The following is a 14,528-nucleotide window of genomic DNA, read 5'->3' as shown; positions in this document are numbered from 1 at the left end:
CCCCGTCCCCGGCCCCCGATCCCGGCCCCCGCCGCCGCCCTGTGCGTCGCCCGCGCTGCCGCGCCTCGCGCTGGCCTCCCCCGCGGCTCCCCCGCGGAATCGGGAAGCAGCCGTCCCGTGCCGCCGCTAGCGTGGCGGGACAGACACCGGACGGCGCCCTCCCGCGGGTCGGTCCGGGGCCGGACGGATGGAGATCACGATGAGCAAGGCCAGGAAGACGGACGCATCGGCGGGCCCGCCGCACGCCGCCGACAGCCACGACCTGATCCGCGTGCACGGCGCCCGGGAGAACAATCTCAAGGACGTCAGCATCGAGATCCCCAAGCGCCGCCTGACGGTGTTCACCGGCGTCTCCGGTTCGGGCAAGAGCTCACTGGTCTTCGACACGATCGCCGCCGAGTCGCAGCGGCTGATCAACGAGACCTACAGCGCCTTCGTGCAGGGGTTCATGCCCGCGCAGGCACGACCCGAGGTCGACGTCCTCGACGGCCTGACCACCGCGATCACCGTCGGCCAGCAGCGGATGGGCGGCGACCCCCGCTCCACCGTCGGCACCGCCACCGACGCCAACGCGATGCTCCGGATCCTCTTCAGCCGCCTGGCCACCCCGCACATCGGCCCGCCCGGCGCGTACTCCTTCAACACCGCGTCGGTGAGGGCCAGCGGCTCGATCACCGTCGAGCGCGGCAACAAGACCAAGGCGGAGAAGGCCACCTTCCAGCGCACCGGCGGGATGTGCACGCACTGCGAGGGCCGCGGCACCGTCTCCGACATCGATCTGACGCAGCTCTACGACGACTCCAAGTCGCTCGCCGAGGGCGCGTTCACCATCCCCGGCTGGAAGTCGGACAGCCAGTGGACCGTCCAGGTCTACGCCCAGTCCGGCTTCGTCGACCCGGACAAGCCGATCCGCAGGTACACGAAGAAGGAGCTGCAGTCCTTCCTGTACGGCGAGCCGGTCAAGGTGAAGGTCAACGGCGTCAACCTCACCTACGAGGGCCTGATCCCCAAGGTCCAGAAGTCGTTCCTGGCCAAGGACAAGGAGTCGCTGCAGCCGCACATCCGGGCCTTCGTGGAGCGCGCGGTCACCTTCACCACCTGTCCCGAGTGCGACGGCACCCGGCTCAGCGAGGGCGCCCGCTCCTCGAAGATCAGGCGGAAGAGCATCGCCGACGTCTGCGCGATGGAGATCAGGGACCTCGCCGAGTGGGTGCGCGGCCTGAGCGCGAAGCCGACGCCGACGCCGACCTCGGGCAAGGGCAAGGGCGCGGGTACGAGCAAGGGCGCGGACGCGGGCGCGGACGCGGGCGGCGCGTCGTACGAGTCCGTGGCGCCGCTGCTCGACGCGCTGCAGCAGACCCTCGACTCGTTCGTGGAGATCGGGCTCGGCTACCTCGCGCTCGACCGCCCCGCGGCCACCCTGTCCGGCGGCGAGGCGCAGCGGGTCAAGATGATCCGCCACCTCGGCTCCTCGCTCACCGACGTCACGTACGTCTTCGACGAGCCCACCATCGGCCTGCATCCGCACGACATCCGGCGGATGAACGACCTGCTGCTGCGGCTGCGCGACAAGGGCAACACCGTGCTCGTCGTCGAGCACAAGCCGGAGACGATCGCGATCGCCGACCACGTCGTCGACCTGGGCCCCGGCGCCGGTACGGGCGGCGGGACCGTCTGCTTCGAGGGCACCGTCGAGGGGCTGCGGAGCTCCGGCACCGTCACCGGCCGCCACTTCGACGACCGCTCGGCCCTGAAGAAGACCGTCCGCGAGCCCACCGGCGCCCTGGAGATCCGCGGCGCCGACGCCCACAACCTGCGCGGCGTCGACGTCGACATCCCCCTCGGCGTGCTCGCCGTCGTCACCGGCGTCGCCGGGTCCGGCAAGAGCTCGCTGGTGCACAAGTCGATCCCCGCCGGGCAGGGCGTGGTGGCCGTCGACCAGACGCCGATCCGCGGCTCGCGGCGCAGCAACCCCGCCACGTACACCGGACTGCTCGACCCGGTCCGCAAGGCGTTCGCCAAGGCCAACGGCGTGAAGCCGGCGCTGTTCAGCGCCAACTCCGAGGGTGCCTGCCCCACCTGCAACGGCGCCGGGGTCATCTACACCGACCTCGGCATCATGGCGGGCGTCGCCAGCCCCTGCGAGGACTGCGAGGGCAGGCGTTTCCAGGCGTCGGTCCTGGAGTACCGGCTCGGCGGCCGGGACATCAGCGAGGTCCTCGCGATGTCGGTGGCCGAGGCCGGGGAGTTCTTCGGCGCGGGCGAGGCGCACACGCCCGCCGCGCACCGGATCCTGCGGCGCCTGGCGGACGTCGGTCTCGGCTACGTGAGCCTGGGCCAGCCGCTCACCACGCTGTCCGGCGGCGAGCGGCAGCGCCTGAAGCTGGCCACGCACATGGCGGAGAAGGGCGGCGTCTACGTCCTCGACGAGCCGACCACCGGCCTGCACCTGGCCGACGTCGAACAGTTGCTCGGCCTGCTCGACCGGCTCGTGGACTCCGGCAAGTCGGTGATCGTCATCGAGCACCACCAGGCGGTGATGGCGCACGCGGACTGGATCATCGACCTCGGCCCGGGCGCGGGCCACGACGGCGGCAAGGTCGTCTTCGAGGGCACACCCGCCGACCTCGTCGCGGCCCGCTCCACCCTCACGGGCGAGCACCTCGCGGAGTACGTCGGCCGCTGAGCGTCCGGCGCGCGGAGTCGGGCGCGAGTACCTAGCGTGGTCTGCATGACCATTGAACTCGCGCAGTGCTTCATCACCGTCGACGACCACGACGAGGCCATCGCCTTCTACCGTGACGTGCTCGGTTTCGAGGTGCACAACGACGTCGGCTACGCGGGCCTGCGCTGGGTGACCATCGGGGCACCCACGCAGCCCGGCGTCGAGATCGTCCTGGAGTCGCCCCTCGCGGACCCGAGCGCGGCCGAGGCCGACCGGGCCGCCGTCACCGGGCTGATGTCCAAGGGCATGCTCCGCGCCGTCAACTTCCGCACCGAGGACTGCGACGCGACGTTCGACCACATCCGCGCGGCGGGCGCGGAGATCCTCCAGGAGCCCACGGACCAGCCCTACGGCGTCCGCGACTGCGCCTTCCGCGACCCGGCGGGCAACATGGTCCGCTTCGCCGAACCACGCCCGCAGAAGTAGCGGCTGAGGTTGCGGGTGCGGCTGCGGTTGACCTTCACCTTGGGGGAAGCCGCAGCATCGGTGGGGCCGGGCGAGGCGCCCGGCCGACGAGGGGGCGGACATGACGGGTACGGCGGGCGCGGAACCGGGTGCGCGTGCGGGGCTGCTGACGATCGGGGCGTTCGCGAAGGCGTCCCGGCTGTCGCCGAAGGCCCTGCGCCTCTACGACGAGCTCGCGCTGCTCACCCCGGCCCGCGTCGACCCCGTGACCGGCTACCGCCTGTACGCGCCGGAGCAGCTGGAGCGGGCCCGCCTGGTCGCCTGGCTGCGCCGCCTGGGCATGCCGCTCGCCGGCATCCGGCACATCGGCACGCTGGACGCGCCCGCGGCGGCCCGCGAAGTGCGGGCGTACTGGGCGCGGGCCGAGGCCGAGACCGCCGCGCGACGGGACCTGGCCGCCTTCCTCGTCGACCACCTGACCTGGAAGGACCCCGCCATGTCCGCCACCTCCATGCCGCTGCGCCTGCGGTACGCCGCGCTGTCCGACACCGGCCTCGTCCGTGAGAGCAACCAGGACACCGCGTACGCCGGTGACCGGCTGCTCGCCGTCGCCGACGGCTTCGGCAGGGGCGGGGCGCCCGCGAGCGCCGCCGCCGTCGACACGCTCAGGCGACTGGAGGCCGGTACCGTCCCGGCGGGCAGCCTCCTCGACGTCCTGGAGGACGCCGTCGAACAGGCCGGGCACGCGGTGGGCCGTGCGGGCACGGGGCCCGAGGACGCGGGGACGACCCTGACCGCGCTGGTGTGGACCGGCTCCCGGCTCGCCCTCGTGCACATCGGCGACTCGCGCGCGTGCCTCCTGCGCGACGGGGAGTTCTTCCGGATCACCCACGACCACACGGTGGTGCAGTCGCTGCTCGACGAGGGCCGCATCACCCCGGCGGAGGCCGTCTCCCACCCGCAGCGCTCGCTGCTGATGCGTGCCCTCGCGCCGGGCGCAGGCGCCACCGCCGACCTGCGCCTGCACGACGCGCTGCCGGGCGACCGGTACCTGCTCTGCTCCGACGGCCTCTCCGCGGTGGTCCCGCCCGCCGAGATCCTTCGCGTGCTGACCACGGTCGACGACCCCGAGCGGGCCGTGCGGGAACTCGTCGCGCTGGCCAACGGCCTGGGCGGGCCCGACAACGTCAGCTGCGTCGTCGCCGATGTCCTGGCGTCCGATGGCCACTTTTAAGTGGGTACTTGGCGGGGGGCCCGGCGCCGGAGAAGCTGAGGGGGCAGCGCTTCGCGGGGCCGGGCCGGAGACGGGGAGGAGCAGGGTGCCGGTGCCTCAGGAAGCCTGCTGATCGAGGGTGGCGGCCGCGCGTCCGGCCGTCAGCCGGTCCAGGCGACGGTGGCCCCAGTCCGACAGCGGGGCGAGCGCCGTGCAGAGGTCGAGGCCGAACGCCGTGAGGGAGTAGACGGTCTTCAACGGCCGTACGTCGTGCACCTCCCGGTGCACGAGGCCGTCCGCCTCCATCTCGCGCAGCGCCTGCGTCAGCACCTTCTCGGTCAGGCCCGGCAGCAGCCGGCGGATCTCACCGGGGCGGTGGGGCCCGCCTTCGAGAACCCACAGCATCGCCGTCTTCCACTTGCCGTCGATCACCGCGACCGCGGCGGTCACACCGCACACGTCCGGGTCCTGCGCGCGACTGCGCGTCATCGTCGTCCCCTCCACCACTCACTCATGTCGTCCCCTCGCGCGCCGCCATGCCCGCACGCGCCCGGGACATCCCTACGTACCCATACATCCACACGCATACGGGAGTTCACGCATGTCCCCGCACACCGACCCGCACACCGACCAGTCTTCCGTCACCGTCCTCGGACTGGGCCCGATGGGCCGTGCCCTGGCCGCCGCCTTCCTCGCCGCCGGGGTGCGCACCACCGTGTGGAACCGCACGCCCGGCCGGGACGGCGAGCTGGTCCGGCAGGGCGCGATCAGCGCGGCCACCCCCGAAGAGGCGGTCTCCGCAAGCCCGTTGACCGTCGTCTGCGTCGTCAACTACGACGCGTCGGACGCCGTCCTGCACCGCGCCCCCGTCACCGCCGCGCTCAAGGGGCGTACGGTCGCGAACCTCAGCGCCGACACCCCCGACCGGGCCCGGTCGACGGCGCGCTGGGCGGTCGAGCACGGCATCCGCTACCTGGACGGCGCGATCATGACGCCGACCACGACCATCGGCACCCCGCACGGCGTCTTCCTCTTCAGCGGGGACGCCGCGCTGCACGAGGAGCACCGCCCCGTCCTGGAGGCACTGGGCGGCACCCACACCCACCTCGGCGAGGACGCCGGTCGGGCGGCGGGCTACGACATCGCGCTGCTCGACATCTTCTGGACCGCGATGACCGGCTATCTGCACGCCCTGGCGCTGGCCGCGGCGGAGGGCATCACGGCCCGCGAGCTGGCGCCGTTCGCGCAGGGCATCGGCGCGATCCTGCCGGCGATCTTCGAGTCGTCCGCGGCGGAGACCGACGACGGCACCTACTCGGGCGCGGACAACCCGATCACCTCGGCGGCCTCGACGATGGCCCACATCGTGCACGCCTCGGAGGCGCACGGCATCGACGCGGGCGTGATGCGCGCCGCGGAGGGCCTGGTGCGGCGCGTCATCGAGGAGGGCCACGGGGCGGACGGGCCGACGCGGATCGTGGAGCTGCTCGGGCGGCGGTGAGAGGGGCACGGGACCGGGGCGCGCTCAGGCCGCCCGGCAGGCGAAGAACGACCGCCGGTAGTCGCCGGGCGACACCCCGATCTGCCGCAGGAAGTGGTGGCGCAGGTTGTTCGCCGTGCCCAGACCGCTGAGCTCGCCCACCTTCTCGACGGACAGGTCGGTGGTCTCCAGGAGGCTCTGGGCGCGGGCGAGCCGCTGGTTGAGCAGCCACCGCAGCGGTGTCGTACCGGTGGCCGCCCGGAGCCTGCGGTAGAAGGTGCGCGGGCTCATCGCCGCGCGGCGCGCCAGCTCCTCGACGGTCAGCGGCCGGTCCAGGTGCGCGCGGGCCCAGTCCAGGACGGGAGCGAGGCCCGCGTCGTCGCTCTCCGGTACGGACAGGTCGATGAACTGGGCCTGCCCGCCCGGCCGGTGGGCGGGCACCACCATGCGGCGGGCCAGCTGGTTGGCGACGTGCGCGCCGAGGTCGCGGCGGACCAGATGCAGGCACAGGTCGAGGCCCGCGGTCAGCCCGGCACTGGTCAGGATGTCGCCGTCGTCCACGTAGAGGACGGAGTCGTCGACGGTCACCTCCGGGTGGCGGGCGGCCAGTTGGGCGGTGTGCTGCCAGTGGGCGGTGGCCCTGCGGCCGTCGAGGAGGCCCGCCTCGGCGAGCGCGAAGGCCCCGGTGCAGAGCGAGACCATCCGGGCGCCCGCGTCGTGGGCCCGGCGCAGCGCGTCGGTGAGGCCGGGCGCGAGCGGCCTGCCCTCCTCCAGGCACGCGTCCGGCACCGAGGTCACGACGACGGTGTCGGCACCGGCCAGCCCTTCGAGGCCGTAGGGGGTGCGCAGCGTGATCCCGAAGGGGCCCCCGGGCGCGTCCCCGTCGCCCGCCGAGCAGACGCGGAGGTCGTACCAGTGATCGGACAGGTCGGGCTGCGGCACCCCGAACACCGTGCAGGGGATGCTCAGTTCGTACAGATCCCAGGAGGGGATCCCCATCTCGTCGGCGACGATCACCGCCACGGAACCAGCGCTCATGATCGAGAGCGTACGAGGCGGGGGCGCCCCGCGACGGGCTGGCAGGAATTTGGTGATCACCGTCACCGGTGCCACTGTCGGGCGCGGCGGCGCCCTGCGAGCGTGCTCCTCATGAACGCAGAGCCCGCACAGCACGCACAGCACGCAGAGTCCGCACAGCGCGCAGAGCCCGCACAGCACAGCACTCCCCGCCCGGAGACGGCCACCCGCCCGGAGACGACCACCCGCAAGAGAACAACCGACCCCGCCCCAACCCCCGCCCCCGTCACCGTCATCGGCCTCGGCCTCATGGGTTCCGCCCTCGCCACCGCCTTCCTGGACCACGGGCACCCCACCACCGTCTGGAACCGCTCCCCGGCGAAGGCAGGACCGCTCGCCGGTCTCGGCGCGCAGGTGGCCGCGACGCCTGCGGAGGCCCTCGCCGCGAGCGGACTCGTCATCGCCTGCGTCCTCGACTACGACGCACTGCACACCGTCCTCGACCCGCTCGCCGAGGCGGGCGGCCTCGCCGGGAAGACCCTCGTCAATCTCACCTCGGGCAGTCCGGAGCAGGCCGACGCGATGGCGGCGTGGGCCGCCGCGCACGGCGCCGACTACCTCGACGGCGGCATCATGACGACCCCGCCCGGCGTCGGCAGCCCCGCGATGATGTTCCTGTACAGCGGCCCGGAGCCGGTCTTCGGGGCGCACCGCGCCGCCCTCGCCGCGCTCGGCGACCCGATCCACCTGGGCGCGGCGCCGGGCCTCGCCTCGCTGTACGACTCGGCGCTGCTCGGCCTGATGTGGGCGACGTTCACCGGCTGGCTGCACGGCACCGCCCTGGTGACCTCCGGCGGTACGTCGGCCGCCGACTTCACCCGGGTCGCGCTGCGCTGGCTGACCGGCGCGGTCTCCGGCTTCCTCACCACGTACGCGCCGCAGGTGGACGCCGGACGCTATCCGGGCGACGACGCCACCGTCGACGTACAGATCACGGCGATCGGGCACCTCATCCACGCGGCGCACGCGCGCGGCATCGACACCTCCCTGCCCGAGCTGCTGAGATCGGCCATGGAGAGCGCCGCCGCCGCGGGCCACGGGTCCGACAGCTACGCGAGCGTCATCGAGGTGCTGCGGGGCACGGCCGCCGTGCGGTAGATCACCGTGTTCTCCCCCCGTTCCGGTGCGGCCTCGGCGAAGATGGGGCCCAACGTTTCGCCGGCCCCGGGGGGAGCCACCCGATGAACCGACCGCTGCGGCACATAGCCCTCTTCTGCGGACTGCTCACGCTCGCGCTGCTGTTGCGCGCGAACTGGGTGCAGTTCGCGGAGAACGACGAGCTGTCGAACCACAAGAAGAACCGCCGCGTGCAGATCGAGGCCTTCTCCCACCCGCGCGGGGACATCATCGTCGGGGGCAAGTCCATCACCGGCTCGAAGGAGACCTCCGGCACGGACTTCAAGTACAAGCGGACCTTCAAGCAGGGTCCGATGTACGCGCCGATCACGGGCTACTTCTCGCAGGCCCAGGGCAGCACCTTCCTGGAGGGCGTCCACAACGGCATCCTCAGCGGCAACGACGACCGCCTGTTCATCAAGCGCACCCTGGACATGCTGACCGGCGAGAAGCGCCAGGGCGGCGACGTCGTCACGACCATCGACCCCAAGGCGCAGAAGGCCGCCTACGAGGGGCTGGTGAACCTGGACGCGAAGGGCGCGGTCGTCGCCCTCGACCCGCGCTCCGGCAAGGTGCTCGCGCTGGCCAGCACGCCCTCGTACGACCCCTCGGTCTTCGCGGGCATCTCGCTCGCCGAGAGCAGGAAGTTCAAGGCGCTCGGCGAGCGCAAGGACAAGCCGCTGAACAACCGCGCGCTGCGCGAGAGCTATCCGCCGGGCTCGACCTTCAAGATCCTCACCGCGGCGGCCGCGCTGGAGCACGGCGTGGTGACGGACATCGACGAGCGCACGGACGCCGAGACCCCGTACAAGCTCCCGCTCAGCTCCACCCGCATCGGCAACGACGTGCCCGACGCCAACTGCGACAAGGTGTCGGTGAAGACCGGCATGCAGTGGTCCTGCAACAACGTCTTCCTGGACATCGCGCTGAAGGTCGGCAAGGACAGGATGCGCGAGACGGCGGAGAAGTTCGGATTCAACGAGGAGCAGTTCATCCCCGTGCGGGCCGTCGCCAGCAGTTATCCCGAGAAGCTCGACAAGCCGCAGACCGCGCTGACCGGCATGGGCCAGGGCAGCCTGACCAGCACGCCGCTGCAGATGGCGATGGTCACGGCGGGGCTCGCCAACGACGGCAAGGTCATGAAGCCGTACCTGGTCGAGGAGTTGCGCGGACCCGACCTGTCGACGATCGAGAAGGGCGAGCCGCACGAGCTCGACCAGGCGGTCTCGGAGAAGACCGCGAGGACGGTGCAGGAGATGATGGAGAACACCGTCGAGAAGGGCACCGCGAACAAGGCCCGGATCGACGGCGTCACGGTCGGCGGCAAGACCGGCACCGCCCAGCACGGCGCGGACGTCAACGACGAGCGCCCGTACGCCTGGTTCGTCTCCTACGCCAAGAACGAGGACGGTGACGCGCCGGTCGCGGTGGCGGTCTTCGTCGACCCGTCGAACATGAACATCCCGCGTTCGGAGATCGCGGGCGGCAAGCTCGGCGCGCCGATCGCGAAGGCGGTCATGGAGGCGGTCCTGGAGCGCTGAGGCCCGGAGCGCTGAGGCCCGGAGCGCTGAGGCCTCGCCCGGGAGGGCTACTCCCAGGGCAGCGGCCTGCTGTGCAGCACGTCGAGGCGGGAGACGGCCCGGGTGAGCACCACGTACAGACGGTGCAGGCCGCGCTCCTCGGCCTCCACGACGGCCGCAGGTTCGACGGCGATCACGTGGTCGTACTCCAGGCCCTTGGCGACGGAGGCGGGCAGCACGGTGACGCGCGCGCCGGGTTCGTCGGGCCCCGCGGCCGCGATGCCCGCACCGTCCAGGGCCGCGCGCAGCCGTGCCACGTCGGCGTCGGCCGCGATCACGCCGATCGAGCCCTCCCGGCCGAGCCCGTCCCGGACCGCGGCCACGGCGGCGGACACCGCGTCGGACGTCCGCCGGACGGTCAACTCCCCGTCGGCGCGCAGCGAACGGGCGGGCGGCACGTCGACGTCGAGGAGGGCGAGGAGCCGGTTGGTGAGCCCGACGATCGCGCGCGGCACACGGAAGCCGGTGGTCAGGGGCGTCACCGCGGCGTCCGGCTTGCCCAGGTGGGCCAGGAGTTCGGGCCAACTGCGGGCGGCCCAGGGAGTGGTGGCCTGTGCGAGGTCGCCGAGCACGGTCAGCGAGCCGAAACCGGCGCGGCGCGCGATGGCCCGGCACTCCATGGGCGAGAGGTCCTGCGCCTCGTCGACGACGATGTGCCCGTACCCGGCGGGCCGCTCCGTCAGCCCCTCGATCTCGTCGATGAGGACGAGGTCGGCGGCGGTCCACCGCGCGGACTTGTACGAGCGCGGGGGCCTGTCCCAGCGCAGGGCGCGCTGTTCGCCGGCGTCGAGGATGCCGTCGGCCGCCGCGGCGAGGGCGTCGGCGTCGGTGAACAGGGCGGCGAGGAGTTCCTCGGCGCGGACCCGGGGCCAGGCCGCGTCGACGAAGGCGGCGACGGACCGGGACCGGGAGATCCTCTGCAGCCAGGCGCTGCTCCGCGGCCCGGCCCGCCGCTCGGCCCGCTCCTGGACGGCGCGCACGGCCCGGCTGCGCACCCGCTCGCGCCCGACGGCGTACGGCGGTTCCTCGCGCCGCACGTCCGCGATGATCCCCGCGAGCTCGCCGAGCGGCACCCGCCAGCGGTACGAGCCGTCCGGCACGGCGAGGTCGTCGGCGGGCGGTACGACGTGCGCGTACAGGGCGCGGCGCAGCACCTCGGCCATCCGGGCGTCGTGCTTGACGGCGGCGGCGGCCGTGCCGTCCTGGGCCCGCACGGGGTGCCGGCCGATCTCGTCCTGGACGGTGGACTGGCGTACGCCGGTCTCGCCGAGGGAGGGCAGCACCTCGGCGATGTAGCGCAGGAAGGTGCGGTTGGGCCCGAGGATGAGGAGTCCGGAGCGCTGGACGCGCCGGGGGTGGGTGTAGAGGAGGTACGCGGCGCGGTGCAGGCCGACGGCGGTCTTGCCGGTGCCGGGGGCGCCCTGCACGCAGAGGGAGGCGGTGAGTTCACCGCGGACCAGGTCGTCCTGCTCGGGCTGGATGGTGGCGGCGATGTCGCGCATCGGGCCGACGCGGGGCCGCTCGATCTCCCCCGCCACGATGCGGCTCGCCCGCGGCCCGGCGCCGGGGTCGCCGCCCTCCGCCAGGTGTTCGTCCTCCATGCCGGTGAGGTCGGCGGAGTCGCCCGTGCTGCCCGGCGCCCAGCCGAACCGGCGGCGGACGGCGACGCCCTGCGGGTCGCGGGCGCCCGCCTGGTAGAAGGCGCGGGAGACGGGGGCGCGCCAGTCGACGACCAGGGGCGGGGCGGCGGGGTCCTCGGTGACGCGCAGCCGTCCCACGTGGTAGCGCTGCCCGCGGTGGTCGCCGGCCGCGGCGCCGTCGGCGACGAAGTCCAGCCGGCCGAAGAACAGCGGGGCCCGGGGCAGTTCGCGCAGGGCCTTGGCGTGGCTGCGGAACCGGTAGCCGAGCACTTCGGCGTCCGCGCCGGACGCGGAGACGTCCGCGCCGCCGACGACGCGCTCCTCGGCGCCCTCGACCATGGCGGCGAGGGCGGCGCGGCAGGCGTCGTGATAGCTGCGTTCCTGGGCGAGGGCATCGGGTGCGGGGGTCGTCATGCGCACCACCATAATGTAACCGAGTTAAATTTGTTACCGAGTATCGAGCAAGGGTTAGACTGCCGTCATGAAACCCACCGCACCCACCCCGCCTGATGCACCCGACGCACCCGATGCACCCGACGCACCCGCCGGGGGCCTGCGCGAACGCAAGAAGCAGCGCAGGTACGCGGAGATCTCCGAGACGGCGATCGCGCTGTTCCTGGCGCACGGCTTCGAGAAGGTGTCCGTCGCGCAGGTCGCGGAGGCGGCGGAGGTCTCCAAGCCGACCCTGTTCCGCTACTTCGCCTCGAAGGAGGACCTGGTCCTGCACCGCTTCGCCGACCACGAGGACGAGGCGGCCCGGGTGGTCGCGGCCCGCCCGGCGGACACCACCGCGCTGGACGCGCTGCACGCGCACTTCCTGGCGGGGCTGGAGCGATGCGACCCGGTCACCGGCCTCAACGACGCCCCCGGCGTCCTGGCCTTCCACCGCCTCCTCTACGGCACCCCGTCCCTGGTGGCCCGCCTCTACGGCTACCAGGACCGCTCCGAACAGGCCCTGGCCGCGGCCCTGACGACCGCCCACGGCGGCCCCCCGCTCCAGGCCCGCCTGGCCGCGGGCCAGATCATCGCCGTCCAGCGCATCCTCGCCGAGGAGAACTGGCGCCGCGTCGCGGCCGGCACCCCCCTCACGGAGGTCCACGCGGACGCGGTGCGAGCGGCGCAGGACGCGTTCGCGCAGTTGCGGTCGGGGGTGGGGCGGTACGCGTCAGGGGCGTGAGGGATCCGCCTCGCGACGTTCGCGGGCCGCATCCTTGCGGGCCCACTTCCTCAGGGCCTCCATGACCTGCCAGTGGGTCGGCACGTGCTCCAGCTCCAGGGCCTCACGGGCCCGGGCCAGCACGGCCTGGACCTTTCGCCCCGCGTGGATCAGGGGCCACCAGGACAGCGCCGCCGACCGGGCGTCGACGGCCAGGGCTGCGCGGATGACGTCGGTGAACACCGACTGCGCCTTCTTGTACGCCAGGAGGCGGGGCAGATCCTCCTCCCACCCCCGGGAGCTGCCGGGTCGCACCTGTTCGACCGCCTGGCACCAGCGTCGCGTCACCTCGTCCGCCTGGTCCGGCCGGTACCGCATCAGATAGAGGTGAGTGGCCAGGTCGTACAGCGGATCCCCGACCATGGCCAGCTCCCAGTCGATGGTCCAGAGCCGGTCCTGGGGGTCGACGATGAAGTTCTCCCGGTGCAGATCGCCGTGGAGCAGCCCGAAGGGTCTCGCCGCCATGCCCGGGACGTTTCTTCTCAAGTGCGAGAAGGCACCTTCCCCGACACCGAGCGCCTGGAAGAGCCCGCCGAACCGGTGCGCGTTGCGCTCGTAGACCTGCTTCTCGGTGAAGCAGATCAGCCGCTCGAGGAAACCCGCGGTGTCGCCGTCGGAGGGCCGGTCCTCCGGAACACAGCTGCGTTCCACGGAAAGCTTTTCGGGGTCGATCGCGGACAATTCCTCGAACAGCTCGACGATCTGGTCGATCAGCCGATCGGGAATGACGTCGCTGAATGAGAAGCGCGAGCCGAGCGTGCGGCCCTCGATGAACTTCTGCAGCCCGAATTCGCCGACGTCGATGACATCCGGAATCCGGGTGATGTGCCCGGACAGGGCGCGCACCAGGTCCTCCTCCGAGCGGAAGCAACGCCGGTCGAACCAGAAGAGGTTGCGCCGGGGCTCCCGGCACTTCCAGCGGGTCCGCCCGGGGGCCCCCGGCTCGCCGGGCAGCGGAAAGACGTACGTCTCGTGGTGGTAACCCTTGAGCGGGCCGTACAGGGCCCGCTCTCCGCCACTCACCAGAGCGGCACGTTCCCGGGCAGACAAAGTCGATTCGGATGTCATTGTCCGTCTTTCACCCTGGGACTGATCCGATGATGGAGGAGGGGAGAAAGAATACGGGTGCGCCCTCGAGCCTCAAGCACGTTCTCACTCAAGTGACAGGAACCGCGCCACGCATGAGCGAATCTGCGCTCGCCCGTGCGAGTAAATCCCCGCGCGGCGGGCGGCCTCCGAAAGTGGCCGAACGACCAACCGTGGTCCACACTTGCTGAGATGACTTCCCACAGGACCTCAGACGGCTCCACCGGCCGGGACGTCCTGGCCGGTCTCCTCAGGGACGCCCGCGCCGTCCTGTTCGACTTCGACGGACCGGTCACCCGGCTCTTCCGGGGCTATCCGACGGCCCCCGTGGCCGAGGAGATCAAGAGTCTGCTCGTGGAGCACGGCGTGACCCTGCCGCCCGCCGTCCGGGACTCCACCGACTCGCACGGCCTGCTCCAGCTCCTGCGGACCGAGGTCTTCTCCGCCGCGAAGCCGGCGCCCGGCGACCAGAAGGTGCTCGAACTGGCCGAGGGCATCGTGACCGACCACGAGTACCGGGCGGCCGCCCGCGCCCTCCCGGAGGAGCACATCGCCTCGCTCCTGTCGGGCCTCGACGGACGGGGCAGGCGCCTCGTCATCGTGAGCAACAACGCCGCCGGGCCCGTGACGGCGTACCTGGAACGCACGAGCCTCGCGCAACTGTTCGAGGGCGTCTTCGGCCGCGACCCGCGCGAACTGCGCCACATGAAGCCCGACCCCGACTGCGTGCGGCGGGCCCTGCGGCATCTCGCACTGCCCGCGCGGGACTGCCTGCTGGTCGGCGACCAGCTCACCGACCTCACGGCGGCCCGGGCCGTCGGCATGCCCTTCCTCGGGTACGCGCGCACCGACGCCGTCGCCGAGGCCATGCGGCGCCGGGGTGCCGACTGGGCGGGCACCTCGCTCGAACCGGTCGCGCGCGCCGCGAGCGCGGCGAGTGACCCCAACTGACCTCTGGTGCCCAGGAGTTGTCCGAGCCATGATGGTGCG

General features: G+C 72.6%; 12 protein-coding genes. 8 read left to right on the top strand and 4 right to left on the bottom strand.

What is annotated here, in order from left to right:
- The first annotated feature begins 199 nt into the window (after positions 1 to 199).
- The 3 genes from ACFYXE_RS21985 to ACFYXE_RS21975 all read left to right on the top strand — a co-directional run bounded on the left by ACFYXE_RS21985 (position 200) and on the right by ACFYXE_RS21975 (position 4,364).
- On the top strand, positions 200 to 2,686 hold the full coding sequence (locus tag ACFYXE_RS21985) for an ATP-binding cassette domain-containing protein (RefSeq protein WP_389314808.1): 2,487 nt from the start codon (positions 200 to 202) through the stop codon (positions 2,684 to 2,686).
- Between the two features lie 45 nt (positions 2,687 to 2,731).
- On the top strand, positions 2,732 to 3,151 hold the full coding sequence (locus tag ACFYXE_RS21980) for a VOC family protein (RefSeq protein WP_361171313.1): 420 nt from the start codon (positions 2,732 to 2,734) through the stop codon (positions 3,149 to 3,151).
- A 100-nt stretch (positions 3,152 to 3,251) separates the two neighbouring features.
- Positions 3,252 to 4,364 (top strand): MerR family transcriptional regulator, encoded by a 1,113-nt coding sequence (locus tag ACFYXE_RS21975; RefSeq protein ID WP_389314806.1) that lies wholly within the window; start codon positions 3,252 to 3,254, stop codon positions 4,362 to 4,364.
- A 96-nt stretch (positions 4,365 to 4,460) separates the two neighbouring features.
- Here ACFYXE_RS21975 and ACFYXE_RS21970 read toward each other — a convergent pair whose 3' ends face one another.
- Positions 4,461 to 4,832 carry a winged helix-turn-helix transcriptional regulator gene (locus tag ACFYXE_RS21970; protein WP_389314804.1) on the bottom strand — a complete coding sequence of 124 codons (372 nt, stop codon included), beginning with the start codon at positions 4,830 to 4,832 and terminating at the stop codon, positions 4,461 to 4,463.
- Between the two features lie 112 nt (positions 4,833 to 4,944).
- On the opposite strand from ACFYXE_RS21970, the gene ACFYXE_RS21965 reads away from it, so the two are divergent.
- On the top strand, positions 4,945 to 5,844 hold the full coding sequence (locus ACFYXE_RS21965) for an NAD(P)-dependent oxidoreductase (protein WP_389314802.1): 900 nt from the start codon (positions 4,945 to 4,947) through the stop codon (positions 5,842 to 5,844).
- Between the two features lie 24 nt (positions 5,845 to 5,868).
- Here ACFYXE_RS21965 and ACFYXE_RS21960 read toward each other — a convergent pair whose 3' ends face one another.
- Positions 5,869 to 6,861 carry a helix-turn-helix domain-containing protein gene (locus ACFYXE_RS21960; protein ID WP_389314800.1) on the bottom strand — a complete coding sequence of 331 codons (993 nt, stop codon included), beginning with the start codon at positions 6,859 to 6,861 and terminating at the stop codon, positions 5,869 to 5,871.
- Between the two features lie 111 nt (positions 6,862 to 6,972).
- On the opposite strand from ACFYXE_RS21960, the gene ACFYXE_RS21955 reads away from it, so the two are divergent.
- Together ACFYXE_RS21955 and ACFYXE_RS21950 are read left to right on the top strand one after the other, a co-directional pair.
- Positions 6,973 to 7,998 carry an NAD(P)-dependent oxidoreductase gene (locus ACFYXE_RS21955; RefSeq protein WP_389314798.1) on the top strand — a complete coding sequence of 342 codons (1,026 nt, stop codon included), beginning with the start codon at positions 6,973 to 6,975 and terminating at the stop codon, positions 7,996 to 7,998.
- A gap of 83 nt (positions 7,999 to 8,081) precedes the next feature.
- Complete coding sequence (locus tag ACFYXE_RS21950; RefSeq protein WP_389314795.1) at positions 8,082 to 9,557, top strand: peptidoglycan D,D-transpeptidase FtsI family protein; 1,476 nt, start codon at positions 8,082 to 8,084, stop codon at positions 9,555 to 9,557.
- A 47-nt stretch (positions 9,558 to 9,604) separates the two neighbouring features.
- Here the strand turns inward: ACFYXE_RS21950 and ACFYXE_RS21945 are convergent, their stop codons facing one another.
- Positions 9,605 to 11,650, bottom strand: a complete 2,046-nt coding sequence (locus ACFYXE_RS21945) for a HelD family protein (protein ID WP_389314793.1) — start codon at positions 11,648 to 11,650, stop codon at positions 9,605 to 9,607.
- Between the two features lie 67 nt (positions 11,651 to 11,717).
- Here ACFYXE_RS21945 and ACFYXE_RS21940 point away from each other — a divergent pair, with 67 nt between their 5' ends.
- Positions 11,718 to 12,413: a TetR/AcrR family transcriptional regulator gene (locus ACFYXE_RS21940; RefSeq protein ID WP_389314791.1), complete on the top strand. Its 696-nt coding sequence runs from the start codon at positions 11,718 to 11,720 to the stop codon at positions 12,411 to 12,413.
- Here the strand turns inward: ACFYXE_RS21940 and ACFYXE_RS21935 are convergent.
- A complete protein-coding gene (locus ACFYXE_RS21935; RefSeq protein WP_389314789.1) occupies positions 12,402 to 13,475 on the bottom strand; it encodes a phosphotransferase in 1,074 nt (357 codons plus the stop codon). The two genes, ACFYXE_RS21940 and ACFYXE_RS21935, sit on opposite strands and share 12 nt — an antisense overlap.
- Positions 13,476 to 13,730: 255 nt before the next feature.
- Here ACFYXE_RS21935 and ACFYXE_RS21930 point away from each other — a divergent pair, with 255 nt between their 5' ends.
- A complete protein-coding gene (locus ACFYXE_RS21930) occupies positions 13,731 to 14,489 on the top strand; it encodes an HAD family hydrolase (protein ID WP_389314787.1) in 759 nt (252 codons plus the stop codon).
- Positions 14,490 to 14,528: the final 39 nt, after the last annotated feature.

The organism is Streptomyces sp. NPDC002564 (assembly GCF_042889645.1).
Lineage (GTDB): Bacteria > Actinomycetota > Actinomycetes > Streptomycetales > Streptomycetaceae > Streptomyces.
The sequence above is the reverse complement of the archived record's forward strand: the minus strand, read 5'-3'. Positions and strand labels throughout refer to the sequence as shown.

What these genes read in the sequence shown, in the direction of transcription:
- ACFYXE_RS21950 (WP_389314795.1), top strand. Translation starts at nt 8,082, where the DNA reads ATGAACCGACCGCTGCGGCACATAGCCCTCTTCTGCGGACTGCTCACG.
- ACFYXE_RS21980 (WP_361171313.1), top strand. Translation starts at nt 2,732, where the DNA reads ATGACCATTGAACTCGCGCAGTGCTTCATCACCGTCGACGACCACGAC.
- ACFYXE_RS21975 (WP_389314806.1), top strand. Translation starts at nt 3,252, where the DNA reads ATGACGGGTACGGCGGGCGCGGAACCGGGTGCGCGTGCGGGGCTGCTG.
- ACFYXE_RS21940 (WP_389314791.1), top strand. Translation starts at nt 11,718, where the DNA reads ATGAAACCCACCGCACCCACCCCGCCTGATGCACCCGACGCACCCGAT.
- ACFYXE_RS21955 (WP_389314798.1), top strand. Translation starts at nt 6,973, where the DNA reads ATGAACGCAGAGCCCGCACAGCACGCACAGCACGCAGAGTCCGCACAG.
- ACFYXE_RS21930 (WP_389314787.1), top strand. Translation starts at nt 13,731, where the DNA reads ATGACTTCCCACAGGACCTCAGACGGCTCCACCGGCCGGGACGTCCTG.
- ACFYXE_RS21970 (WP_389314804.1), bottom strand. Translation starts at nt 4,832, where the DNA reads ATGACGCGCAGTCGCGCGCAGGACCCGGACGTGTGCGGTGTGACCGCC.
- ACFYXE_RS21960 (WP_389314800.1), bottom strand. Translation starts at nt 6,861, where the DNA reads ATGAGCGCTGGTTCCGTGGCGGTGATCGTCGCCGACGAGATGGGGATC.
- ACFYXE_RS21945 (WP_389314793.1), bottom strand. Translation starts at nt 11,650, where the DNA reads ATGACGACCCCCGCACCCGATGCCCTCGCCCAGGAACGCAGCTATCAC.
- ACFYXE_RS21965 (WP_389314802.1), top strand. Translation starts at nt 4,945, where the DNA reads ATGTCCCCGCACACCGACCCGCACACCGACCAGTCTTCCGTCACCGTC.
- ACFYXE_RS21985 (WP_389314808.1), top strand. Translation starts at nt 200, where the DNA reads ATGAGCAAGGCCAGGAAGACGGACGCATCGGCGGGCCCGCCGCACGCC.